At 43.8% G+C, this 24,547-nt stretch carries 18 protein-coding genes; 15 read left to right on the top strand and 3 right to left on the bottom strand.

The features are described from left to right. Positions 1-7 precede the first annotated feature (7 nt). The 6 genes from DQQ10_RS01320 to DQQ10_RS01345 all read left to right on the top strand — a co-directional run bounded on the left by DQQ10_RS01320 (position 8) and on the right by DQQ10_RS01345 (position 10,764). On the top strand, positions 8-598 hold the full coding sequence (locus DQQ10_RS01320) for a phospholipid scramblase-related protein (protein WP_112744993.1): 591 nt from the start codon (positions 8-10) through the stop codon (positions 596-598). Between the two features lie 124 nt (positions 599-722). Then, entirely contained in the window at positions 723-2,045 is a 1,323-nt protein-coding gene (locus tag DQQ10_RS01325) for a deoxyguanosinetriphosphate triphosphohydrolase (protein ID WP_112745722.1), read from the top strand. A 174-nt stretch (positions 2,046-2,219) separates the two neighbouring features. After that, positions 2,220-3,821 carry a sensor histidine kinase gene (locus DQQ10_RS01330; RefSeq protein ID WP_165823764.1) on the top strand — a complete coding sequence of 534 codons (1,602 nt, stop codon included), beginning with the start codon at positions 2,220-2,222 and terminating at the stop codon, positions 3,819-3,821. Between the two features lie 108 nt (positions 3,822-3,929). Continuing rightward, complete coding sequence (locus tag DQQ10_RS01335) at positions 3,930-6,362, top strand: efflux RND transporter permease subunit (protein WP_165823765.1); 2,433 nt, start codon at positions 3,930-3,932, stop codon at positions 6,360-6,362. Between the two features lie 164 nt (positions 6,363-6,526). Continuing rightward, a complete protein-coding gene (ileS, locus tag DQQ10_RS01340) occupies positions 6,527-10,000 on the top strand; it encodes an isoleucine--tRNA ligase (protein ID WP_112744995.1) in 3,474 nt (1,157 codons plus the stop codon). Between the two features lie 44 nt (positions 10,001-10,044). Next, positions 10,045-10,764, top strand: a complete 720-nt coding sequence (locus DQQ10_RS01345) for a lipoprotein signal peptidase (protein ID WP_112744996.1) — start codon at positions 10,045-10,047, stop codon at positions 10,762-10,764. Here the strand turns inward: DQQ10_RS01345 and DQQ10_RS01350 are convergent. Then, positions 10,740-11,570 carry a DNA-methyltransferase gene (locus DQQ10_RS01350; protein ID WP_112744997.1) on the bottom strand — a complete coding sequence of 277 codons (831 nt, stop codon included), beginning with the start codon at positions 11,568-11,570 and terminating at the stop codon, positions 10,740-10,742. The genes DQQ10_RS01345 and DQQ10_RS01350 overlap by 25 nt on opposite strands. A gap of 222 nt (positions 11,571-11,792) precedes the next feature. On the opposite strand from DQQ10_RS01350, the gene DQQ10_RS01355 reads away from it, so the two are divergent. Then, positions 11,793-13,307 carry an amino acid permease gene (locus DQQ10_RS01355; protein WP_112744998.1) on the top strand — a complete coding sequence of 505 codons (1,515 nt, stop codon included), beginning with the start codon at positions 11,793-11,795 and terminating at the stop codon, positions 13,305-13,307. Positions 13,308-13,377: 70 nt separating this feature from the next. On the opposite strand, the gene DQQ10_RS01360 is transcribed toward DQQ10_RS01355, so the two are convergent. Further along, on the bottom strand, positions 13,378-13,797 hold the full coding sequence (locus DQQ10_RS01360) for a nucleoside-diphosphate kinase (RefSeq protein WP_112744999.1): 420 nt from the start codon (positions 13,795-13,797) through the stop codon (positions 13,378-13,380). Positions 13,798-13,982: 185 nt separating this feature from the next. On the opposite strand from DQQ10_RS01360, the gene DQQ10_RS01365 reads away from it, so the two are divergent. The 7 genes from DQQ10_RS01365 to secDF all read left to right on the top strand — a co-directional run bounded on the left by DQQ10_RS01365 (position 13,983) and on the right by secDF (position 21,613). Continuing rightward, complete coding sequence (locus DQQ10_RS01365) at positions 13,983-14,993, top strand: DHH family phosphoesterase (RefSeq protein ID WP_112745000.1); 1,011 nt, start codon at positions 13,983-13,985, stop codon at positions 14,991-14,993. Between the two features lie 46 nt (positions 14,994-15,039). Further along, complete coding sequence (locus DQQ10_RS01370) at positions 15,040-15,933, top strand: FKBP-type peptidyl-prolyl cis-trans isomerase (RefSeq protein ID WP_165823766.1); 894 nt, start codon at positions 15,040-15,042, stop codon at positions 15,931-15,933. Between the two features lie 23 nt (positions 15,934-15,956). Next, complete coding sequence (locus DQQ10_RS01375; RefSeq protein WP_112745002.1) at positions 15,957-16,862, top strand: FKBP-type peptidyl-prolyl cis-trans isomerase; 906 nt, start codon at positions 15,957-15,959, stop codon at positions 16,860-16,862. Then, complete coding sequence (rdgB, locus tag DQQ10_RS01380; protein WP_112745003.1) at positions 16,859-17,446, top strand: RdgB/HAM1 family non-canonical purine NTP pyrophosphatase; 588 nt, start codon at positions 16,859-16,861, stop codon at positions 17,444-17,446. Before DQQ10_RS01375 ends, rdgB begins: the two co-directional genes overlap by 4 nt. Before the next feature lie 26 nt (positions 17,447-17,472). Further along, positions 17,473-18,102 carry a uridine kinase family protein gene (locus DQQ10_RS01385; protein WP_112745004.1) on the top strand — a complete coding sequence of 210 codons (630 nt, stop codon included), beginning with the start codon at positions 17,473-17,475 and terminating at the stop codon, positions 18,100-18,102. 77 nt (positions 18,103-18,179) lie between these two features. Next, positions 18,180-18,533 (top strand): hypothetical protein, encoded by a 354-nt coding sequence (locus DQQ10_RS01390; RefSeq protein ID WP_112745005.1) that lies wholly within the window; start codon positions 18,180-18,182, stop codon positions 18,531-18,533. Between the two features lie 98 nt (positions 18,534-18,631). Next, the gene (secDF, locus tag DQQ10_RS01395; protein ID WP_112745006.1) at positions 18,632-21,613 is read left to right on the top strand and encodes a protein translocase subunit SecDF; all 2,982 of its coding nucleotides are present in this window, start codon (positions 18,632-18,634) and stop codon (positions 21,611-21,613) included. A gap of 115 nt (positions 21,614-21,728) precedes the next feature. On the opposite strand, the gene DQQ10_RS01400 is transcribed toward secDF, so the two are convergent. Then, on the bottom strand, positions 21,729-21,902 hold the full coding sequence (locus tag DQQ10_RS01400) for a FeoB-associated Cys-rich membrane protein (RefSeq protein WP_112745007.1): 174 nt from the start codon (positions 21,900-21,902) through the stop codon (positions 21,729-21,731). 188 nt (positions 21,903-22,090) lie between these two features. Here DQQ10_RS01400 and DQQ10_RS01405 point away from each other — a divergent pair, with 188 nt between their 5' ends. Next, positions 22,091-24,496, top strand: a complete 2,406-nt coding sequence (locus DQQ10_RS01405) for an ABC transporter permease (protein ID WP_112745008.1) — start codon at positions 22,091-22,093, stop codon at positions 24,494-24,496. Positions 24,497-24,547: the final 51 nt, after the last annotated feature.

Raw genomic sequence — 24,547 nt, forward strand, 5'->3', positions numbered from 1 at the left:
CGTTTATATGAACCCCATCTTACAAAAGAACATCTTCTTTGTTAAAGAACATGTTGGCTTATTCAAAGCGTCAAGTAACTTCGATATCTACGATCCAACGTCGCAGCAAATGATCATGACCTGCCGCGAAGAAAATCTTGGTTTCTTCACCAAGCTCTTCCGTTTTACCGATTACAAGCGCATGACACCTTTTGACATCACGATCAAAACTGCCGAAGGTGCAAAAGTGATTGCAGTACGTCGCGGTGTGTCTTTATTCCTCTCCACTGTTGAAGTGCTCGATGAGAATGACATGGTTATTGGAAAGTTCAAACAGAAATTCTTTTCTATCGGCGGAAAATTCGAAGTACTTGATGCACAGGAACGCTCCCTATGTATGCTAAAAGGACATTGGGCAAGCTGGGATTTCAAATTCGTTTCGAGCGATAACCGCGAGTTTGCCAGCGTATCCAAAAAATGGTCAGGATTCGGTAAGGAGTTCTTCACGTCTGCTGACAATTATGTTCTGCAAATCAGCCCCGATGTACCTGAAAACAGTCCACTGCGCCAACTTATTCTCGCGGCCGTGATGTGTATCGATTTTGTTCTAAAAGAGTAATCGGTGACCGCTAATTTTTTACAGTTCGCGAGAGATCATGCAACGCGACATATTGCGCTATTACGCGAACTGTAAAAATTGTTAACGATGAACTTTCGCTACCTTGCACACCAAATTGAAATCTGTGAATTGGAAGTCCTTACTCTCTGCACAACGCTCCGAACGCACACCTGCATATTCAGAACCATCGCGGAGTGCCTTCGAACAAGATTATGATCGTATCATTTTCTCACATCCTTTCAGACGACTGCAAGACAAAACACAGGTGCATCCGCTACCAGAACATGATTTCGTACACACGCGCCTTACCCACAGCTTAGAGGTATCGAGTGTTGGAAGAAGTCTAGGTAAGAAAGTTGGTTCCGTTATCCTGGACAGAAACCCATCGCTAAAAACTGACTTTACGTTATACGATTTCGGTGCTATTGTGGCGGCGGCTTCTTTAGCACATGATTTGGGTAACCCGCCTTTCGGTCATGCAGGCGAAGATGCGATCTCAGATTTTTTTAACCTTCATCCGATCGGAAAATCTTTTCAAGACAAACTTTCGGTAGAAGAATGGTCCGACCTAACACATTTCGAAGGTAACGCTCAGGGATTTCGTATCGTGAATAAAAATCAATATGGTTTAAAACTCACGTACGCTACGCTTGGCGCTTTTACAAAGTACCCATGTACCTCCCATTTTCCTAATCGAGACAAGTCTAAACGGAGTCAAAAGAAATTCGGTTTTTTCGAGAGCGAGAAGAAGATATTTCAATCCATTGCCAGTGCGCTTCAACTCAAACAGCAAGATGAAAATAGCTGGCACCGCCACCCCCTCACGTATTTAGTAGAAGCCGCTGATGATATTTGCTACAGCATTATCGACCTGGAAGATGGTTGTAGCCTGGGACTGGTTCGCTACGAAGACGCGCGTGAATTATTCATGGGGGTGATCTCGAAGAATAAAGACAAACTGGCAAAGCTCGATCAACTATCAAGTCAGCAAGAAAGAATTGGCTACCTCCGCGCGTTGGCGATTGGTGATCTGATGGAAGAATGTAGTACACTCTTCCTTGATCATGAGCGAGAAATCTTGGATGGAAGCTTTGACCAAGCGTTGGCTGACCTTTGCTTTTCCCGTCATGCGTTAAAAGATATCATTGATGTTTCTGTAGACAAGATTTATCGCGCACGAAAGGTTGTAGAAATAGAAGCTGCAGGGCATCAGGTGATCCCGGGACTGCTAGAAGAGTTTACAACAGCGGGTGTACACTACATGGAGAAGTCCAAAAATCGAAAGTATAGTAATCTGCAGAAGCTTCTTCCAGCGGAGTTTGAACCTGCGATGGCCATTCATCCGAGCGATTACTATCGCATGCTAAGGCTCATTGTTGATTTTGTCTCGGGACTAACTGACAAGCACGCAATTTCGCTTTACCAACGTATCAAAGGTATGGCGTAGATGATGATTATGTGTGGAACTTTTGCCTTAGCTACTCCCTTTCTGCTGAGTTTGCGCAAACATATTTTGGCGAGGTGCATGTGCTTGCAAATAAATCCGCTCGCTTCCTTCGCGTCTTCATTGTTTCATCCTAACTTAAATCAATGATCGTGTGCGTCAATGACCGATCGAGGCATGACAAATCTGCGTGAGAAAAATTTTATTTATGTGGTGGTGGCGATCATTAACCTGCTCTTGCTCGCCGACATCCTGCTGACGTACTATAACAATACGATCATTGAAAAAAATCGTGCGCTCCAAAACGAGGCCGAGACGATCAAGCTCTTCACCGAACAAATTGGAAAGTCAACCATCCATGGTATCGACATCGGTATTCGTGGTTATGCCATCATTCGCGAAGAGAGATTCTTTTCACCTGTCGACAGTGCATTACTCCGAAAGGATTCTATTCTCAACAATATCGAAACGCGCCTTGTAAAACAGGGATACGATAAACTGGGTGAATTTCACGCCTTGCGCGATTCGCTGCAAAGTTACGTTAAGTTCTGCCTCGAGATGCGAAACCTACTCGCACAAAATCGCGACGATGATTTCAAAAAATTATTCACCTCCGACAGAGGCCTCTACTTATGGCTACAATATCTTCAATGCCAGAAAAATATTGCAACCTTCGAAGATCGCATCAATGCCGAAGCACAATCGCAATACGAATCGGCCTTAAAGCGAAATCATATTCTTCAAATCGTTCTCTTCTTAATCTGTTTACCGACATTACTCTACACTGCCTACCACACGCGTAAAACTTTCAAATTATCAACACTGTTGCACGAGTCAGAAGCCGACAAGAACAAACTGCTGACCGAGCAAAATCAGCAACTTGAAACCAATGTATCGGAACGCACCAAAGAGATACAACAGCAAAGCGATGCTTTACAACTTCAGTCAGAAGAAATTGCTGCACAGCGTGACGCCCTTGCTGAGCAAAACAAAAAGCTCCAGCACGCGCACAACATCATTGAGCGCCACAACGAGGTGTTAGAGGCAGAAGTAGACCTACGAACACAGCAGCTTAAACAAGCCAATCAAGAGTTGATTGAACAGAACAATCAGCTCGAACAATTCGCTTTCATTTCAGCCCATAACCTTCGCGCACCGCTTGCTCGAATATTAGGTCTTGCCCACGTGATGGAGCTCTCAGATTCACCACAGGAAAAAAATTCGGTGATGCAAAAGCTCGTCAGTTCAACAAAGGATCTTGACAATGTCATCCGCGACTTGAACACGATCTTGGACATCAAAAAACACACGAGTAATTTCATCGAGGTTGATCTTCAGGCTTCCCTTGACCGTGTGAGTAAAATATTAGAGCGCGAGTGTGAAGAAACAAATGCGCGGTTGAGCAGCAATTTTACTGAAATGCGAAAAGTTTACGCCGTTGGTCCTTACGTCGATAGCATTCTGTACAACCTGATCAGCAATTCGATCAAGTATCGTCATCCCGACCGTGTACCGGAAATTCAAATACAAACCCAACTCGAACACGAGTATGTTAAGCTGTCCGTTGTCGATAATGGATTGGGTATCGATCTCACCAAGTACGGCAACAGCATGTTTAATCTTTACAAGCGCTTTCACCTTCACATGGAGGGCCGCGGATTGGGATTGTATCTTATCAAAACCCAGATGGCAGCTTTAGGGGGAAAGATCCACGTAGAAAGCGAGCCGGAAGTGGGCACCACCTTCTCCGTTTATTTTAAGAAGGAAGCACTGGTGTAAAAAGCCCAGAAAAATGAGGGTCCAAACCAAAATTCGTTAGTTTTGGGACGGTATTTTGCGCTGTCGTCCAGACTACCGACCACAACCAAACTTTAAAGCGAAAAGAACATGTGGAATCGTCTTTCACAATGGATTATTGACTATCGATTAACCTCAATTTTGGTCATCATCGCCATTACCGGTGTAATGGGATACTATGCTACCAAAGTTGAAATGAGTTATGACTTTGCGCGCACCGTGCCCCTCGACGATCCTGACATGGTGTATCTTCAAAAATTTAAGGCGCAGTTTGGCGAAGATGGCAATATCATCGCCGTTGGCGTAAAGGACAGCGCACTCTACAAACTCGATAACTTCAACGCATTTCGTCAACTCACCAAAGAAATACGAACCATTGCCGGCGTAAATGAAGTCGTTTCATTGCCTGTTATAAAAGCAATCCAAAAAGATACTGCCAACACCAAGTTTTTCTTGGAACCGATCTTTCCAGAAACAATCGACTCCCAGCAAAAACTGGACACCGCTTTGGCTTTCGCACGCGGACAAAAAGTGTACATGGACCGCATCGTGAACACAGGAAACGGTGCAACGATGATGCTCATTTCCGTTCAAAAGGAAGTAATGAATTCATCAAAGCGTGAAGCATTGACAGAATCACTTCTGGCCGCAGGAAAAAGATTTGAAGACAAAACAAAAATCACACTCCGTTACGCAGGCCTACCTTTCATTCGCACGATTGTAGCCAACAAAGTAAAACGCGAGATGAATATTTTCCTCTATGCGTCAGCCATCATCACGGGCGTAATCATGTTCCTGTTTTTCCGTTCGTTCCGCGCCGTGATTTTTTCGATGATCATCATTGGCATCGTGGTGATTTGGACAATGGGCACACTCGGCATATTCGGTTACAAGATCACGCTTCTCACAGGTTTAATACCGCCCGTGATTGTTACGATCGGAATTACAAACGCCATTTATCTTCTCAACAAATACCACCTCGAATACGCGAAATCAAAAAACAAGCTTGAGGCTATTCGGGTCGTGGTGATGAAAATGGGATTGGCAACATTTCTCACCAACCTCACGGTGGCCATCGGCTTTTTAACATTACTCGCAACAGACATTATCATTCTTCGTGAGTTTGGTATCGTGGCCGGGATCAACATCATGTCGCTCTTCTTTGTAAGCCTCGTCATGATTCCAGGAATCTTCTCGTGGCTTCCTACACCATCCGAGAAACATTTGCGCCATCTCAACTTCAAAGTCATGGGTGGCTTCTTGCAATGGGTAGATGGAATGGTTCATCGTCACCGCGTCGCGATCTATGTTACGTCGATTGTATTTGGATTACTCTCCGTGTATGGCATTACCAAGCTGCATTCTGTGTCGTATATGGTTGATGACATTCCGGAAGAAAGTCAGATCAAAAAAGATCTCAAATTTCTTGAAGAAAACTTCAGTGGTGTAATGCCATTAGAAATTGTTGTGGAGGTTAAAACGAAGAAGAAGCGTCCCCTTATCGATTTAAAGACCATGACGAAAGTAGAAGAACTCGAAACGTTTCTTGACTCACTTCCTCATGTATCAAAACCCCTTTCAGTTCTCAGCTTAGTGAAAGCTTCACGACAAGGATTTTACAATAACAACCCTGCACGGTACGCTCTTCCAGACAAAGGTGATAGAAACTATGTCTTGAATTACATGAAGGGACAGAAAGACAACAGTGGTCTCTTCAAATCATTTGTCGATTCATCATTTACAAAGATGCGTATCTCCTGCCAGATCGCAGACATTGGTTCGGTAAAGCTAGATTCATTGGTTCACAACACCATCGAGCCGCGCATGGAGCAGATTTTCAAACCAACAGGTAAGGACACCATTCGCGCAACCGTAACGGGGTCTACGAAAATCTTTATCAAGGGAAACAAATTCTTGATCGACAACCTGAAAGAAAGTCTGCTCCTAGCATTTTTACTCATCACCCTCTCGATGGCAATCCTTTTTGCTAACGTAAGAATGATTGTTATATCGCTCGTTCCAAACCTTCTCGCGTTGATGATCACCGCAGGCTTGATGGGCTTTTTCGACATCCCGCTGAAAGCAAGTACGGCACTTATCTTCAGCATTACGTTCGGAATTTCCGTTGACAACTCTATTCGCTTTCTCGCGAAGTATCGTCAGGAAATTTTGTCGAATAATTTCTTCATACCAAAAGCTGTTAGCGACAGCATTCTTGAAACCGGTAAGAGCATCATGTACACTTCGATCGTGTTGTTTGCAGGCTTTATCATTTTTGCATTCTCCGATTTTGGAGGAACAATAGCCCTCGGGTTATTGACCTCCACGACGTTGGTGATTTCAATGTTTACAAACTTGATTTTACTACCAGCGTTGATCATGACGTTCGATAAACCGAAGCGAAAAAAAGGTGAGCACTTGCTTATCGACGAGTTTGACTCGGACTTCTATGGCGAATCTGAGGACGAAGAAATTGATCTCGACAAGATCAAAATTCACAATAGACATTCGGCAGCAGAGTAAACCGATTTCACTTATGAGGTTGTGACATCCTCATGAAACTCCCTGTCCCTTTGTGAAATAGCGTCTAAACTGGATGCATTTCTTTCCCACTTCCGGACCTCGGACTTTCGGACTCTTTGTTATCTTTGCCGTCTTATCAAAGAACCGAAGTCTAGTTAGTAATCATGGCGGGTAAGTACCAGGAGTTTAAAGAGTTAAATTTTGCAAAAATTGCGTCCGAAATCCTCGATTTCTGGAAAGCAAAGCAGGTTTTCGAAAAGTCAGTGTCAAACCGGGAGGGCGCCCAGACGTTCACGTTTTACGAAGGTCCTCCTTCTGCGAACGGTACGCCGGGTATTCACCACGTGATGGCCAGGACTGTAAAAGACATCTTCTGCCGCTATAAAACATTGCAAGGCTTTCAAGTGAAACGCAAAGGCGGATGGGACACCCACGGTCTTCCCGTTGAATTGCAAGTCGAAAAGCAACTCGGTATCACCAAAGACGACATCGGCAAAAAAATTTCCATCGAGGAGTACAATCAAAAATGCCGTGAAACGGTAATGATGTACAAAGATCAGTGGGACGACCTGACCATGAAAATGGGCTATTGGGTTGATCTTGAAAATCCTTACATCACTTACGAGAAGGAATACATCGAATCGCTCTGGTGGATTCTGAAACAATTCTACAACAAAGGATTGCTGTACAAAGGCTACACCATTCAGCCATATTCGCCGTCGGATGGAACGGGCTTAAGCTCACACGAACTCAATCAACCGGGTTGTTACAAAGAGGTAAAAGACACATCGATCGTTGCCCAGTTCAAAGTGAAACGCGATGCAAAGTCTGAATTCCTTTTCAGCGCACCGAAAGGAGATGTATTCGTTCTCGCTTGGACAACCACACCTTGGACACTCCCTTCGAACACGGCCCTTGCTGTTGGTGAGAAAATCACTTACGTTCAAGTCAATACGTATAACGCCTACACTCATCTTCCGATCAGCGTGGTGATGGCAAAAGACCTTGTTGGAAAATATTTCTCCGAGAAAAATAAAGACCTGAAGCTTGAAGACTACAAGAAGGGCGACAAAGCTGTTCCTTTCCAAGTCGTGCAAGAATTTACCGGCAAACAGCTTGTTGGCATTGCGTACGAACAATTGATGCCATACCTACTACCCGCATACGACGCCGATAAAGCTTTCCGTGTGATCGCTGGTGATTTCGTGACAACAGAAGACGGTACGGGTGTAGTACATACTTCACCAACCTTCGGTGCTGACGACTTCAGGGTAGCGAAACAAAATGGTATCCCTGGACTCACCGTAAAAGATGACGCAGGCAACGAGATGCCTACGGTTGATAAAAAAGGAAAATTCATCAACGTGATTGGTGAGAAGTTGAAAGAAGGTGTCGCCAAATTCAACATCAAAACACATAAGCCACTCAACGCCGATGATTTCTATGTGAAGAACTATACCGACGAAGATGAAAACCATCCCGACTACAAAACGACGGACGTTATCATCTCGATCATCTTAAAAGAAGAAAACAAAGCATTCGACGTTCGCAAGTACGAACACACCTATCCACATTCGTGGAGAACAGATAAGCCAGTGTTGTATTATCCGCTTGATGCATGGTTCATCAAAACCACGGCAGTAAAAGACAAGATGGTGAAGTTGAACAAAGATGAAATCAATTGGAAACCCGAATCAACCGGAACAGGTCGTTTTGGTAATTGGTTGGAGAATCTTGTTGACTGGAACTTATCGCGTTCACGCTATTGGGGTACACCACTTCCGATCTGGCGTTCGAAAGATGGTCAAGAAGAAATCTGTATCGGCTCCATTGCTGAATTGAATACAGAAGTGGCAAAAGCAGTAAAGGCCGGTTTGATGAAAACTGAACTCGCCAAAGATTTCGATTTGCACAGGCCATACGTTGACGACATTGTTCTTGTGTCGTCTACAGGACAAGCCATGTACCGTGAACCAGACTTGATCGACGTTTGGTTCGACTCCGGTGCAATGCCCTACGCACAATGGCACTACCCATTCGAGAACAAAGATATTTTCGCAAAGAGTTACCCAGCAGATTTTATTGCCGAAGGTGTGGACCAAACACGTGGATGGTTCTTTACACTCCACGCGATTGCGGCCATGCTAAGCGAAAGCAGCGACGAAATCAAAGCCGTAAACAAACAAGTTGGCAACGGTGGTGTTGCGTTTAAAAACGTAATATCCAATGGACTTGTACTCGACAAGAACGGCGAGAAGATGTCGAAGCGAAAAGGGAACGTCGTGAATCCTTTTGAAGCACTTCCTAAATACGGTGCAGATATCGTGCGCTGGTACATGATCGAAAACGCGCCACCGTGGGATAATTTGAAATTCGACATGGACGGCATCACAGAAGTTCAGCGTCGTTTCTTTGGAACGTTAATGAATACCTACTCTTTCTTCGCACTCTACGCCAATGTGGATGGATTCGTGAAGGATGAAATGAACAACGTTCCGCACAATAATCTCACACACTTAGATCGTTGGATCATTTCTAAATTGCAGTCACTCGTTATTGAAACGACAAAAGCATACGAAGAGTACGAACCGACACGTGCCGCACGGGCAATCCAAGATTTCGTCAATGATCATTTGTCCAACTGGTATGTACGTTTAAATCGTAAACGTTTCTGGAAGGGTGAGATGTCGGAAGATAAGAAAGCAGCGTACGAAACCTTGTACACTTGTTTATTGGTCGCTGATCAATTGATGTCACCGATTGCACCGTTCTATGCAGAATGGTTGTATAAAAATCTTACTGACAACATTCGTGATCGCGCGGTTGCAAACAAAACGCCGCTTCGCCACGAATCCGTTCACTTGACAGATCTAGTAAAGCCTGAGACTCAGTTGATCGATGTGGAATTGGAAAAATCAATGGAGTATGCACAACGCATTTGCTCTTTGGTTCACTCCATCCGCAAGAATGCTAAGGTAAAAGTAAGAACACCTTTGCAGCGCATCCTGCTTCCTGTGTTGGACAATGCATTCGCGAATAGAATTAAATCGGTAGAAGAAATTATTCTCGCCGAAGTAAACGTGAAACACATTGAATACATCGACGACACGTCTGGTATCGTCGTGAAAAAAGTAAAACCGAATCTTCCAAAACTTGGCAAACAATATGGCCCAAAGATGAAGGAAGTGTCGACTGTCATCAGTGCATTCACAAAAGAAGACATTGCTGCAATCGAGAAACAAGGAAAATTATCGAAGGACGGCTTCGACTTGGTACTGGAAGATGTGTTAATTTCTTCGGAAGACATTCCCGGATGGTCTGTGGCGTCTGAAGCAGGTCTTACAGTTGCGCTCGACATCACCATCACGGAAGCGTTGAAGAAGGAAGGTATTGCACGTGATTTCGTTAACCGTGTTCAGAACATCAGAAAAGACATGGGCCTTGAAATTCTCGACAAGATTAACATCGAAGTAGAGAAAGATGGTGAAGTTGTAACAGCCGCGCTTACCGAATTCAAAGAATACATCAGCACCGAGACACAAGCCTTATCGCTGGAGTTAAAAGAAAATTTGGGCAACGCTACGGAAGTCGACATGGATGAATTTATGTTGAAAGTGAAAGTGAGTGTAAAGAAATAAGTTGTTCGCAACAAGACGCAAATCGTTAAAGAACCGGCATTACCATGAAGATCTATAAATATTTTTTGCTCGCGCTGTTCATCATTCTCATCGACCAAACATCTAAAATTCTCGTGCATGAGTATATGCAGGTGGGTGATGAAATCAAAATCATTGGCGACGGTCAATATGGATTTCGTCTTCATTACTTGTTAAATCCGGGGATGGCACTTGGCATCCGCTGGGAAAATGAATTTGGTAAACTTGCGCTTACACTTTTTAGAATCGGCGCCATGTTCGTGATTGGCTATTACCTTTATAAGATGGCCTTGAAAGGTGCACATGCTGGTTTTCTCTGGTGTATGGCTTTGATTCTTGGCGGTGCTGTTGGAAACGTGATAGACAGCACATTCTACGGTGTCTTATTTGACAATCATCTCGTTGATTCGCCCACACCATGGTTCCACGGGCAAGTGATCGATATGCTATTCTTTCCGCTGTTTGAATTCACGTGGCCGTCGTGGATCCCTAAACTTGGCGGTGATTCATTCTTATTCTTCAGTCCAGTTTTCAATATCGCTGATTCTTCCATCTTCGTCGGCGTTGTTCTCATTTTGATATTTCAGCAAAGATTTTTCGCGCAACATGTTGATGGCGATGCAGAGGTCAGTGAAGGAGAACGCGCAATTCCTACTGTTGAAGACGCTAATGGCGCAGCAACGAGCAACGATGCAAGTGCATCAAACTCCGTACAGCAGGATCAAGAAACTGAACCGAAGCCGTGAGTTTCTTGCGCTTTAATTCGGTCTTGACATATTTTGATATAATCGACAGGTGCTACTTTATGAAGTAGCACATTTTCATTTTTTTCGATTCCAATAAATTTCCGATTTTCTAACAGCGCTGCCAGCAGGAAGCTACCGCTGCCGCACGCATTATCGAGCACTACATCACCAGGATTGGTAAACGTTCGAATTAAATATCGGCCGAGTTCGATCGGTTTTTGCGTTGGATGAACAACAGGGCCTTCTGTTTCTGCCGTCTTGACATAGACAAAATCATCAATATTTTGTTCTTCAATAAAAATCGTATCACTCGGATATCGAACGCCGTCGCTACGCACGTGCATTGGTTTAAACTCGTTATAACACCCAGTGTATTGATCTTTCCGAACGCCTTTATCATACGCGTTGCCGTTGATCATCTGCGGATGATAAACAGGCTGCTTCTTGTAGAAAACACAAATGTCTTCGTGCTTTCGGAGTGGTTGTTTTTTCGCGTTTAGAAAATTGGTCGACTTTGATTTAATCCACACAATTTTATAACGAAAGAGCTTTTCGTTGCTTAGAATCAGCTTAGCCGTAAAGAGACCCTGTGACGTAAGGGCAATGACGCCGTGATCTTTGATAATGCGTTCGTATTGGATCCACAACTGAGAAAGGTCTATCACCGAGTCCCACTTGTTCTGAGTGGTGCCATACGGAAGATCACAGAGAATCATATCGATACTTTTATCTGGGATCCCCGTCATCACCGCAAGGCAGTCGCCTTGGATGACTTGGTTGATATGGTGGCTCAGGTTTTGTTCCATGGGAAATTACCCTCCCTGGAAACGTTTGATATAAGATAAGTAAAAAGTAGCGAAGTGGAAGGTGGGGATGACGGATTTCGGTGGGGGGGTACCAGACTTTCAAACTTTCGGTCTTCCTTTCGCATAACACGCGTTAGCCAAATAGATTATTCTTCCTTACTTTAGGGCCGAATAACTTTTGACCTATAAACCTAATTTTCACTTTTAACCTTAGAAGAATTCATGAGTTTGTTTATTAAGAAGCCTCTGGAGCAGCTCCTTGCTCAGGCGGGGGACTCAGAAAAGGGAGGCTTGAAGCGCACGCTAGGTGCCGCCAACCTTGTGGCCCTTGGGATTGGTGCCATTATCGGTGCAGGCTTGTTCGTAAGAACTGCTGCCGCCGCTGGTCAAGCCGCAGGCCCTGCCGTAACCCTATCATTTATCGTTGCTGCCATAGGTTGTGCTTTCGCAGGATTGTGCTACGCTGAATTTGCCGCCATGATTCCGATCGCTGGTAGCGCTTATGCCTACAGCTACGTTACAATGGGTGAATTTGTAGCCTGGACCATTGGCTGGGCGCTCATCATGGAGTACGCACTCGGTGCTGCAACGGTATCAATCGCCTGGAGCGAATATCTCAACAAGCTCTTAGATAATCGAATACCCTACGAATGGTGTCACGCGCCCGCGGAAAGTTTTACAGACTCTGCCGGTGTACTACACCAAGGTATGGTTAACGCACCCGCGTTAATTATCCTGTTAGCCCTCACGTTGCTTCTCATCAAAGGAACGTCGGAGTCGGCTTTCGTCAATGCGATCATCGTATTTATTAAAGTGAGCATCGTTCTCATCTTCATCTTCGTAGGTTGGAAGTTTATCAATCCAGCAAACCATACACCTTACATGATTCCGGAAGGAACGCCAGCCGTTACTGATTCAGCAGGAAAAGTCATCGCCGACTATTCTGGTGTATTTAAACATGGTTGGGGTGGTGTTCTGGGTGGCGCTGCTATCGTATTCTTTGCATTCATTGGATTCGACGCCGTATCAACTGCTGCACAAGAAGCAAAAAATCCGAAACGCGACATGCCTATCGGAATTCTCGGGTCACTCGTGGTTTGTACAATCCTTTACATCTTGTTTGGCCACGTATTAACTGGTGTCGCCAACTGGCAGGATTTTGTTGATCCAGAAAAAGGAAGGGAAGCTTCTGTTGCTTATGCAATCACCACGTATATGCATGGCTACGGATGGTTGTCAACAGCTGTTACGGTTGCAATTCTTGCCGGATTCTCATCTGTAATTCTTGTGATGTTACTTGGCCAAAGCCGTGTGTTCTACACGATGAGCGGCGATGGTCTCATTCCAAAAGTATTCAGCGAACTCCACCCGAAATTCAAGACACCTTACAAAGCAAACTGGATCTTATTTGTATTCGTAGGATTGTTTGCCGCTTTTGTTCCAGGGCACGTAGCAGGTGATTTAACGAGCTTCGGTACCTTGTTTGCGTTCGTGTTAGTAAGTGTTGGCGTTTGGATTCTCCGTATGAAGTCGCCTAACATCGAACGTCCTTTCCGTTCACCACTTTCTTCACCAACGCTTCCGCTCGTACCGATTCTCGGTGCTGTGATTTGTACGGGTATGATCGTCGCACTTGACATCACAACATTGAAAGTTGCCTTCGGTTGGATGCTCCTCGGATTTGTAGTGTATTTCCTCTACAGCAGAAAACACAGCAATCTCAGAAAAGGTAAATAGGCTCACCCCTTTTAGAAAATAAAAGAGGCTGCTCCGAAAGGGCAGCCTCTTTGTTTTAAAGCTTTTGATATTAGAACTGTTCCGTTCCAGCAAAGAAGAAGCTACCTTCAATTGCAGCATTCTCGTCACTGTCAGAACCGTGAATCGCGTTTGCCTCAATTGATTTTGCAAAAAGATTACGAATCGTTCCAGGAGCTGCTTTCGTTGGATCAGTTGCTCCGATCAACTTTCTGAAATCTTCAACAGCATTGTCTTTCTCAAGAATCATCGGAACGATCGATCCAGATGACATGTATGCGCAAAGCTCACCGTAGAAGCCACGTTCCTTATGAACTGCATAAAATTGACCTGCACGCTCTTTGGTAAGCTGTGTTTTCTTCATCGCTACGATACGGAAACCAGCTTCCTCAATCAACTTCGTGATTGCGCCAGTATTGCCTGCTGCTACTGCATCAGGTTTGATCATTGTAAAAGTTCTGTTTCCAGCCATATTCAGTATTTGTTATTTTAATCTCTCTTAGGGCCCGACGGCCACAAACGGCCGCAAAAATAACAGATTAGTCCATAGTGGGCGAATGCCGGTACGTAGATTTTGAACTTTTCGGGCGCAACGGATCTTTTACAAGGTTTCGCATCTAAAAAATTCCCATTTTTGCGCCTCGCTTTCACTGACCTATGGAGAATATTTCCGAATTCAAGCAGTTTTTAAGTCAGCCGAGAAATGCTGTAATCCTTACACATTTTAAACCTGATGCCGATGCCTTAGGGTCGTCGCTGGGACTGGCTGGATATCTTAAGAAACGGGGCCACCAGGCTACGGTTATCACGCCAAGTGACTATCCGGATTTCTTGAGTTGGATGAAGGGCAACAGTGAAGTTGTTGTTTTCCAGAAGGACAAAGCAGCCATCGCACAGCGTATCATCGATCAAGCCGATATTATTTTTTGCCTGGATTTCTCAAGCCTTAATCGCATCAACGAACTTGGCTTAATGGTGAAAGCATCGTCGGCAAAAAAAGTGTTGATCGACCATCACCTCGAGCCAGAACGTTTTGCTGATTTTGAGGAATGGGACACAACTGCCGCCTCCACTGCACAGCTCGTTTATCACGTGATCAAAAACCTGGGTGATCAAGCATTTATTGATGCCGACCTTGCCGACTGCTTATACGCAGGCATCATGACTGACACGGGTGGCTTTCGACATGGCAACACGAATCATAAAGTGTTCCTTGCCGCCAGTGAGTTGGTAGCGTTGGGCGCGAACCCGTACCAAGTGTCGAAATTTATTTACGATACGAATTCTATCGAACGACTGCGATTGATGGGATACGTGCTCAGCGAAAAATTGAAAGTACTTCCAGAGTATAATACAGCGTACATTGTGCTGACAGCGGAAGACTTAAAAAAATACAGTTCTCAAACCGGCGATACCGAAGGACTTGTGAACTATGGTCTGTCGATAAAAGGTATTCGTTTGTCGGTGTTAATCTCTGATCGAAAGGAAAACATTAAATTATCATTTAGATCTTTAGGAGATTTCTCAGTGAATGACTTAGCCCGGAAACACTTCAATGGTGGCGGTCATCGAAATGCTGCGGGAGGACAAACCGCTTTAACGTTGGATGAAACGGTAAAACAATTTTTAGACTTATTACCGGCGTATCAACAACAACTTAAAAATTGAAAATCAATTACAACTTTATAATTCAAATTAGTGTCAAATCATGATTATGACGAAAAAATCTAGCGTGCTCATCGCATTGCTTGGGTTGTGCCTCTGCATGGCCTGTGAAAAACCGACTGAGAAAGTAACACCGAAGGGTGTAAAATTCACCGTCGTAAAATCGGGTACTGGAGAGAAAGCCAAAAAAGGTGAATCCATTGTATTCCACTATATCATCAAAGACTCAAAAGATTCTGTTTGGAATGATTCGTACATTAACGGTATCCCAGGCATTCTTCCAATCGAAGATAGTTCATCGCTTGAGCAAGAAATCGGAATTCAGCACATTGGTCGCATGATTTCTCCGTTGGACAGCGCAACGCTAACGCTACCCGCATCTAAATTCTTCAGTGAGATTTTCGGCGCCAACGTTCCTCCTGGTTTTGACACGACGCTGACGTTCACGCTTACTTTCCGCGCGAAAGAGATTATCGAATCGCACAAGGCACCGCAATACCTGGATGAACTCTTCAAGAAAAGAGTGCCCCTTCAAAAAGCCAAAGACATCAAAAAGATTGATGACTTTTTAGCATCAAAAGGTATTAAAGCAGAACAAGATACAAGCGGCTTACGCTATGTGCTTCACTCCAATAAAGGTGGTGTAAAACCTACTCCAGAGAGCTGTGTTGAAGTTTCGTATCAAGGTTTGTTCTTAGAAAATAATCAAGAGTTCGACAGCGCACCGAGTGCCGTATTTCCATTAAGACAAGTTGTTCCAGGATGGACATATGGCATTCCTAAACTTGGTGTGGGCGACTCTGCAACACTTTATCTCCCATCGGGCCTGGCATATGGCGCGCGTGGTAGAGGAAGAATTCCACCTGATGCCATTCTTGTCTTTAACGTGAAATTGATTCGCGTAGGCAATGCATTTGATCAGGCGACTGGCGCATGTCAATAAGTGAATCTTAAATAATTGATCGTATGAAAGTGAAGTATTTATCATGTCTGCTTCTCGCAGCTGGTTTAAGCTTGGGATTGCAAGGATGTCTTTCTGACCCACCGGAAGAAGACAAACAATTAAAAGCCGAGGTACTATTAATCGACGACTACCTGAAAGCAACAAATGCGCAGGGCGTATATTATGATAACACAAATGGTATTCGTTTTCAAATTTTGCAACCAGGTTATGGTGTGATGCCGAAGACGTCACAATCCATCGACGCTGAATACTTTGGTTCAATTCTTAATCCAGGTGGCACACTCTCTCCTTTTGATAATGACATTATCGAGGATCAGCTTTCTGACGTAAAACCAGAAGGATTAAAATTTATGTACTCTATCATGCAAGAAGGGGCGAGAGCGCGTATTTTTCTTCCCTCAAAATACGCCTTTGGAGAGGCTGGTACTTCGGGCGTACCGGCAAACTCTACCATTGTGTATGATGTTGAGCTTAATGAAGTGGTACGCAGTACAGCGGAACAAAACCAGTTTGTTGCCGATACAACAAAAATCGGGGAGTATGTACGCGAAGATGATCCTACAGCAGTGAAGGATCAAAGCGGTATCTACTACAAAATCACAGCAGTAGGATCAGATCTGAGTCCTACACCTTACGATGTAGTGACCTTCAATTACAAATTGAAATTGTTAACCAACGATGGTCCAAGTGCAAATCCGATCCAAAGTAGTACGCTAACACAAAGCTTGTTAGGATTAATTGATGGCTTTAGAATCATCCTACCAAAGATAAAAGAAGGTGGTAAGGTTACATTCTACGTTCCGTCATATCTTGGCTACGGCGCAAGCCGCGATCAGTCTGGCCAAATCCCAGCTAATTCAATTCTGATCTTCGAAATCGAGTTAACGGATGTTGTGAAACCACAATGATCGAGATTTGCTTCGCGACGAATAATAAGCATAAAATCGAGGAAGTTCAGGCGGCATTGGGAAACCAGTTCCGCCTGATCAGTCTCGATGAAATTAATTGCAAGGAAGAATTACCCGAAACACAAGACACGCTAGAAGGCAACGCACTACAAAAGGCCAACTATGTGTTTCAAAACTATGCAACACCTTGCTTTGCCGATGATACCGGCCTAGAAGTTTCTGCACTCAACAATGCGCCTGGCGTCTACTCCGCTCGCTATGCTGGCCCGCAAAGAAACAGCGACGACAATATCGAGTTGTTGCTCTCTAATCTCTTAGCACACAAAAACCGGAGCGCGCAGTTTCGAACTGTTATTGCGCTCGTTGGACTAACACCAGATCCCTCATTATTCGAAGGCGTCGTAAAAGGTATTATCACCCCTGAACGTCATGGTAGCCATGGTTTCGGCTATGATCCCGTATTTATGCCAGAAGGACGACAACATACCTTTGCCCAGATGGATCTCGTTCAAAAGAATACCCTTAGCCATCGCGGACTCGCCGTAAAAAAATTAGCTTCCTTTCTCAAAAATTATAAGCCCTGATTTCCGGTTCGTAATTTTACGCCACTATGGGCAAACCATTTATCATTGGCGTTACTGGCGGAAGTGGTTCCGGCAAGACACATTTTCTTAAACAACTCGAAGCATCGCTACCAGAAGGTATGTTATGCGTGATTTCACAAGACCACTACTACAAGCCCATTGAGCAACAAATAATCGACAAACAGGGCGTCCATCATTTTGACCTCCCCGAGGCTATTGATCGTGAGAAATTTCACGATGATGTAGTGCGCCTGAAGCATGGTGAAACGATCCATAAAAAGGAATACACTTTTAACAACCCACACGCTACCCCCACCTTCATCACATTCAAGCCCGCGCCTGTTATCGTTGTTGAAGGCTTATTTGTTCAGTATTTCGAAGAAGTTGCCAATGAGCTGGACCTGAAAATCTTTATCGAAGCAAAGACCCATTTGAAGCCTACACGCCGGATTATCCGCGATAACGATGAGCGTGGATATGATTTAAACGACGTTCTTTATCGCTTCCAACACCATGTAATGCCCGTCTACGAATCGCTTATCAGCCCCTTGAAAGACACAGCCGATCTGATTATCCCCAATAACAAAAGCTTCGAAAACGCACTTAAAATCGTTACTTGGGCCATCCGCTATAGACTCACTCAAACAGCGGAATAGCTCCCGGGCAATTCGCTTGCACATTTGAGCCAAATTTCTACTTTTGTACCCCGCCCTTGGGCAGGTTTTATCAATTTATGGGAAGAAAGCCACATTTAAGGATTTTTGCACTGATCATCGGTCTCATCACCGTTGGTGCAATCGTCTTTTCGCAGCTTTTCTATTTCCAAAATTCAGCCCAGGCGAAGGTTAAAAAGGAAACTAAAACGGAGCAACAGGAAGAAAATGAGCACGATGATGTCTTCATTTCTCTGCCGTCGCCAAGCCTCCCGTCGTCATCACACGTTATCCTTCAATTAGAATCATTTTGCCTTTTTGAAACGTCTTCTAACGACGAAGAAATTTCTGACAACGACACAGACATCCGTGTCCCCGTCACACAATTTTTCCAGACGCTCGTCGGCGCAATCATTTCGCCAAACGCTCCCTGATCTTCAAACCATGCCGAAGATTTCGATAGGTTGATTTCTTCGATCTATCTGCACTTGTATCTGTATTATTTTTCTTGAATTCTTATTTATAACCCTATATGCAAAACAAAGGTCTAGTCGTTTTCCTTTCTGTAGTCACCACGATATGGTGCTTCTACATGTTCTCCTTCACGGTCGTCTCGTACCGTGTGCAATCTAAAGCGGTGGCAGCGGCTACCGACAAGGATGGCAACATCGATTTATTAAAGAAGCAGAAATACCTTGACTCAGTATGGACTGCGCCTGTATACAACTTCCTCGGAATTGAGTATACATACAAAGAAGTTAAAGATTATGAATTGAGCCTTGGTCTAGATCTTCAAGGTGGTATGCACGTGACGCTTGAAATTTCACCTGCTGACATTATTCGCTCACTCGCCGCTAACAACCAAGATTCAGCCTTCAACAATGCATTAAAAACTGCATCGCTTCAAGCAAAGTCTAGCACGAAAAGCTACAGCACACTTTTCTTCAATGCATATCAGAAAGAAAACCCAGGCAGGCGTTTAGCATCAATCTTCAACAACGCTTCTACAAAGGGCATGATTTCCTCTACGGACACGGATGCAGATGTTATTGCAGCGGTAGAGAAATCAATCGAAAGCGCTATCTCTCGCTCGTATACGATCATCAGCAACCGTCTTGACAAATTCGGCACATCACAGCCTACAGTTCAAATTCTTCCTGGAACAGGACGTATTCAAGTAGAGATTCCTGGTGCCGACAACCCACAACGTGTTCGCAAACTCCTTCAAGGTGTTGCAAAACTTGAATTCTGGGATGTAGTAGAAGTTGGACAAAATCCACAATTGATGAACGCGCTCGCACAGATCAACAAAATTGTTGTTGACGAGGCGAAAGCTGCAAAGAAAACTACAGCTACAGCGGCAAGTGATTCTTCAAGCAATGAAAATCTTTCGTCTCTCCTTGGCGCCGACTCAACAGCGACAGGAAATGATTCAACAGCAACAAAAGGACTTGATTCACTCACCAATACAGACACATCGCCATTGTATGCTTTGAACGTTGGTATGAACTCACTTCGTTACCAATTAAAAGATACGGCACAAATCAACGACATTTTCAGAAAGCCACGCGTACGTGCGCTCATCCCACGTAACATTGGAATCTTCTGGGCTAACAAAGCCGACAAGAATTATCCAGGAATGCCTGAAGCGCTTGATCTATACTTCTTAGAACTTGGCCGTAAAGGCGAAGCGCGCCTTGATGGTTCTTCAATCACTTATGCGAAAGAAGATATCGATGATAAAGGAAGACATGCTGTAAGTATGAGCATGAACGCAACAGGTACACGCACATGGGCAGGGTGGACTGAAGAAGCGGCTAACAAGAATCCGCAAGGAAGAATCGCGATCATGCTCGATAACGTAGTATTCTCTGCACCGGTAGTAAATACGAAAATTCCAAATGGTCAGTCTGTTATCAGCGGTAACTTCACACTCGAAGAAGCAAAAGACTTAGCAAGTGTACTTCAAGCAGGTTCACTTCCAGTACCAACCAAGATCGTAGAAGAAACTTCTGTTGGTCCAACACTAGGAGCTGAATCCATTCGCAACGGTATCATTTCTATTATCGTTGGTTTCTTGATCATCATACTCTTCATGTTCGTTGTATACAATGCGTCAGGATGGGTTGCCGATTTGGCCGTAATTCTCAACTTGATTTTCTTATTGGGTATTCTTGCGTCTTTGAACGCAGCACTTACACTTCCTGGTATTGCCGGTATTCTATTATCACTTGCCATTGCCGTAGATGCTAACGTGTTGATCAACGAGCGCGTTAAAGAAGATATCAATTCTGGCAAAGGCATGGATGTTTCATTACGTGCTGGTTACAAAGGAGCATTCACAGCCATCATTGACTCGAACGTTACAACCTTGATCAAAGGATTTGTGTTGTTGGTATTCGGTTCCGGACTTATCTACGGATTCGCTGTTACCCTGATTATCGGTATCCTCTGTTCGTTCTTCACATCGGTATTCTTTACCCGTGTTATTTTCGAATACTACATTCGCAGAGGAAAGAACATCAGCTTCTCACAAGGCTGGTCTAAGAACTTGTTCCGCAGTATCAATATCAACTTCATTGGTAACAGAAAAATATACTACACTATTTCTTCAGCTATCATTGTAGCAGGTATCGCATTGGTTTCTATTCAAGGTTTCAACTTTGGTGTTGACTTCAAAGGCGGTCGTACTTATGTTGTAGGTTTCGAAAAATCACTCACGTCAAATGAAATCCGTGAGACGCTTAGCAAAAACTTCCCTGGATCACTTGAAGTGAAATCTTATGGTGGTAATGCGAAATACAAAATCACAACAGACTTCCTGATCGACGACGATTCTGACGATGCTACAGCAAAAGCAGAACAACAATTAACCGGGGGATTGGCGTCATTTGCTGGTAATAAAGCAACGATCCTAAGTTCTTACAAAGTTGGTCCAACCATCGCTAACGACATTAAGATCAACGCGGTCGTTTCATTGTTGGTCGCTGTTGTATTGATGTTCCTTTACATTCTTGTTCGCTTCAGAAAATGGCAGTTTGCATTGGGTACAATTGTAAGCTTGTTCCACACTGTATTTGTATTGCTTGCGCTGTTCATCTTACTTGAGCCGATTATGCCATTCACCATGGAAATCGATCAAGCTTTTGTGGCGGCTATCTTGACGGTAATTGGTTACTCAATCAACGATAGTGTCGTGGTGTTTGACCGTGTACGCGAATTCCTCGCGGGCAAGAAGAGCAATGAATCAACTGCGTTCGTTGTTAACAATGCCTTGAACGATACCTTAAGTAGAACACTTATCACCGGTATGTCGACGATTTTCGTAATCTTGATTCTCTTCATCTTTGGTGGAGAAAGTATCAAAGGCTTTACATTCGCGATGTTGATCGGTGTATTGATCGGTACATACTCTTCACTTTGTATCGGTACGCCAGTATTGGTTGACTTCTCTAAAGAAGACCTCAAGCAACCTGATAACAAACCAACTGCAAATAAGGCTGTAACAGCTTAAGCATGTTCGCTAAAAAGAAAAGCTGCTTCGAAAGAGGCAGCTTTTTTTATTTTCATCTAACTAACACATGAGAGGCTAATCCAAAATCATATGCGATCAATAAAATGGGGACAAATTAGATTTTGCTTTTCGCTTTCTCCGCTTTCAAAATAGCGTCAACATCCAGCGCGCCACATTTGCCACAGCCAGACGCACAACCAGATTTCGCTGTAAATTTTTGATAGATCATTTGGGCGACATAATACACCGCACCAATGAAGATTATGCCGATTAATATCTGCTGAATCATATTACAAAGGTAAGCAACACCAGCTAGTAACAAATCTGTTCATGGATTTAGTTCACGTTCAAAACCGGACGCCTTTGAGCATGAAGCGAACATTTCCAGAAATCAAAAACCGCTAAATTCTTACCAAATTGCATATTTCTGTCGTGGCATTGTACTTGGATAACGGACATCTCATAACTTAAAGTACGATGCTCAAAAACTATATCAAGACTGCCTTCCGTAACTTGCTAAGAGAGAAAGGAAGTACATTTATCAATATCGCTGGACTTACGTTGGGTATCACCAGCAGCTTGATTCTCTTTCTGATCATCACTTTTCATACAAGTTTTGATCAAGATCTTACGAAACGCGATCGCATCTACCGCATCGTGAATCAATCCAATGGAAATCAAGGAACAGAATATCAGTCTGGCGTACCTACCGTATTACCCGACGCTTTTCGCGTTGACTTTCCAGAAGCGGAAGAAGTAGTATTTTTCTCTTACCGTTCCGGCGTGCTAGTGCTCATTCCACAACCCGGCGGAGAATCCAAAAAATTTCAAGAAGACCGCGGCGTTGTATACACAGAACCGTCATACTTTAAAATTTTCGACCGCGTTGTCAAACAAGGTGACGCCATCAAAAGTCTTGACGAACCGAATGAAGCTGTCATCTCAAGTTCATTCGCGAAGAAATACTTCGGTCGCGATGAAGTGATTGGCGAGCTCGTTCGCGTTGAAAACAATGACTACAAAATATCTGCCGTCATTGACGACGCTGTGTCCAACAGCGATTTCCCCTTCAATCTACTCCTTTCCTACACGACGATAAAAAAAGAACGAGAAGAGAATGGATGGAATAGCATCTGGAGTGACGAGCAATGTTATTTCCTTTTGAAAGAAAACGCACAGATTGCTAGTGTAGAAAGTCGTATGGATGCGTTTTCAGTAAAACATCTTGGCAAGGACGATCCCGACAAAACCAGATTCTTCACACAGCCCGTTACCGAGTTACATTTTGATAAGCGATTCGACACGTACACATACATCAAAGCACCGCGCGCCATGCTGGTTTTCATGGGAACGGTCGCACTCGTACTCATTATCACCGCGTCAATCAATTTCATCAATTTATCAACAGCAGAGGCTATCAAACGCTCAAAAGAAGTTGGCATCAGAAAATCGCTGGGCAGTAGTCGCGCGCAACTCATATTTCAATTCCTCGGAGAAACAACATTCATCACGATCATTTCAGTTTTTCTGTCACTGGTTATCACCCAAGGATGCTTGTCATTTGTAGCGAACTTCTTAGAACTCGATCTACAAGTTGTATTCGGCTCTAACATGCTGATGTGGACATTCTTGATTTCAATCACAGTGGTTGTATCGCTGCTCTCAGGAATTTATCCCGCATTTGTAATCTCGGGGTTCAGTCCAGTGCTGGTTCTCAAGAATAAGATCAGCAATAAGAATTCCTCAAGCTATCTACTGCGCAGGATGCTAGTCGTTGTCCAATTCACTATCTCACAGCTACTCATCATGCTTACCATTGTCATAATCTATCAGGTGGACTATTTCAGCAGTAAGGATTTGGGATTCAATCAAGAGGCCATTGTCATGACCTCCGTTTCTACTGAACGTGATCGCGATGGAAAAAGTAACAGCAACACGATGCGCGTATTGCGAAATGAGATGGAACAAGTTCCTGGAGTTGCGTTGGCTAGTTTAAGCAGCGCACCGCCATCATCAGGGAACGTATCAGAAACAAATTTCATTGTAAAAGGTGAACCAGAAACCTATAGTACACAAGTTAAACTAGTAGATAAAAATTATATTGAGCTGTACGGATTAAAACTCCTTGCCGGTCAAAATGTACAAGACCTAGACACTACGGTTGGCTTCCTCGTCAATGAAAAGTTTGCACATGTTGCTGGTGTCCAAAATGCATCCGATATGATTGGAAAGGTGATTCGAATTTGGCGAAAAGAATATCCTGTTGTAGGTATCATTCAAGATTTTCACACAAGAGATTTGCACGAGACGATCGAACCTACCGTGATGTTTAATCGATCAGATAGTTATGATGTTCTTGCGTTGAAAATCGATCAAAGTAAAGCCGACGACATTTTGAGAGTATTAAAGACAAAATGGGAAGCCGCGTATCCTGATCAATTATTCAGCTACGAATATCTTGATGAAAGCATTCGCGAAATGTATGACAAAGAAAAAAAGATGTACTCAGTACTCGTAGCATTCACGATTATCGCAATTTTAATTGGCTGCCTTGGTCTTTTTGGATTGGCAACATTCATGGCAAATCAAAAAACAAAAGAGATTGGTGTGCGAAAAGTTCTTGGCGCTTCCGTTGAAAGTATCGTGCTGAGCTTCTCGAAGGAGTATCTAAAACTTATCCTCATTGGATTTCTGATTGCTGCCCCGGTTGCATATTTCGCTATCGAAGGATTCCTCTCCTTGTTTGAATTTAAGATCGACACCGGACCGGGCATTTTTATCATGGGACTTGTGATCACGGCATTTATCGCGATGTTGACAGTGAGCTATCGGTCTATCAAAGCTGCTGTTGTCAATCCCGTGCAATCGCTCCGATATGAATAGAAAATCGTAGTAGTTAGTTGTTATAAATGGTAAAAGGTCTTCGGGAAATCT

It is taken from the genome of Pseudochryseolinea flava (assembly GCF_003286915.1).
Classification (GTDB): domain Bacteria; phylum Bacteroidota; class Bacteroidia; order Cytophagales; family Cyclobacteriaceae; genus Ohtaekwangia; species Ohtaekwangia flava.

Coding starts and splice junctions, on each gene's coding strand:
- DQQ10_RS01335 (WP_165823765.1), top strand. CDS start 3,930: ATGTGGAATCGTCTTTCACAATGGATTATTGACTATCGATTAACCTCA.
- DQQ10_RS01360 (WP_112744999.1), bottom strand. CDS start 13,797: ATGGCTGGAAACAGAACTTTTACAATGATCAAACCTGATGCAGTAGCA.
- DQQ10_RS01385 (WP_112745004.1), top strand. CDS start 17,473: ATGGGCAAACCATTTATCATTGGCGTTACTGGCGGAAGTGGTTCCGGC.
- DQQ10_RS01400 (WP_112745007.1), bottom strand. CDS start 21,902: ATGATTCAGCAGATATTAATCGGCATAATCTTCATTGGTGCGGTGTAT.
- DQQ10_RS01330 (WP_165823764.1), top strand. CDS start 2,220: ATGACAAATCTGCGTGAGAAAAATTTTATTTATGTGGTGGTGGCGATC.
- DQQ10_RS01320 (WP_112744993.1), top strand. CDS start 8: ATGAACCCCATCTTACAAAAGAACATCTTCTTTGTTAAAGAACATGTT.
- DQQ10_RS01390 (WP_112745005.1), top strand. CDS start 18,180: ATGGGAAGAAAGCCACATTTAAGGATTTTTGCACTGATCATCGGTCTC.
- DQQ10_RS01355 (WP_112744998.1), top strand. CDS start 11,793: ATGAGTTTGTTTATTAAGAAGCCTCTGGAGCAGCTCCTTGCTCAGGCG.
- rdgB (WP_112745003.1), top strand. CDS start 16,859: ATGATCGAGATTTGCTTCGCGACGAATAATAAGCATAAAATCGAGGAA.
- DQQ10_RS01345 (WP_112744996.1), top strand. CDS start 10,045: ATGAAGATCTATAAATATTTTTTGCTCGCGCTGTTCATCATTCTCATC.
- ileS (WP_112744995.1), top strand. CDS start 6,527: ATGGCGGGTAAGTACCAGGAGTTTAAAGAGTTAAATTTTGCAAAAATT.
- DQQ10_RS01365 (WP_112745000.1), top strand. CDS start 13,983: ATGGAGAATATTTCCGAATTCAAGCAGTTTTTAAGTCAGCCGAGAAAT.
- DQQ10_RS01375 (WP_112745002.1), top strand. CDS start 15,957: ATGAAAGTGAAGTATTTATCATGTCTGCTTCTCGCAGCTGGTTTAAGC.
- DQQ10_RS01405 (WP_112745008.1), top strand. CDS start 22,091: ATGCTCAAAAACTATATCAAGACTGCCTTCCGTAACTTGCTAAGAGAG.
- DQQ10_RS01350 (WP_112744997.1), bottom strand. CDS start 11,570: ATGGAACAAAACCTGAGCCACCATATCAACCAAGTCATCCAAGGCGAC.
- secDF (WP_112745006.1), top strand. CDS start 18,632: ATGCAAAACAAAGGTCTAGTCGTTTTCCTTTCTGTAGTCACCACGATA.
- DQQ10_RS01370 (WP_165823766.1), top strand. CDS start 15,040: ATGACGAAAAAATCTAGCGTGCTCATCGCATTGCTTGGGTTGTGCCTC.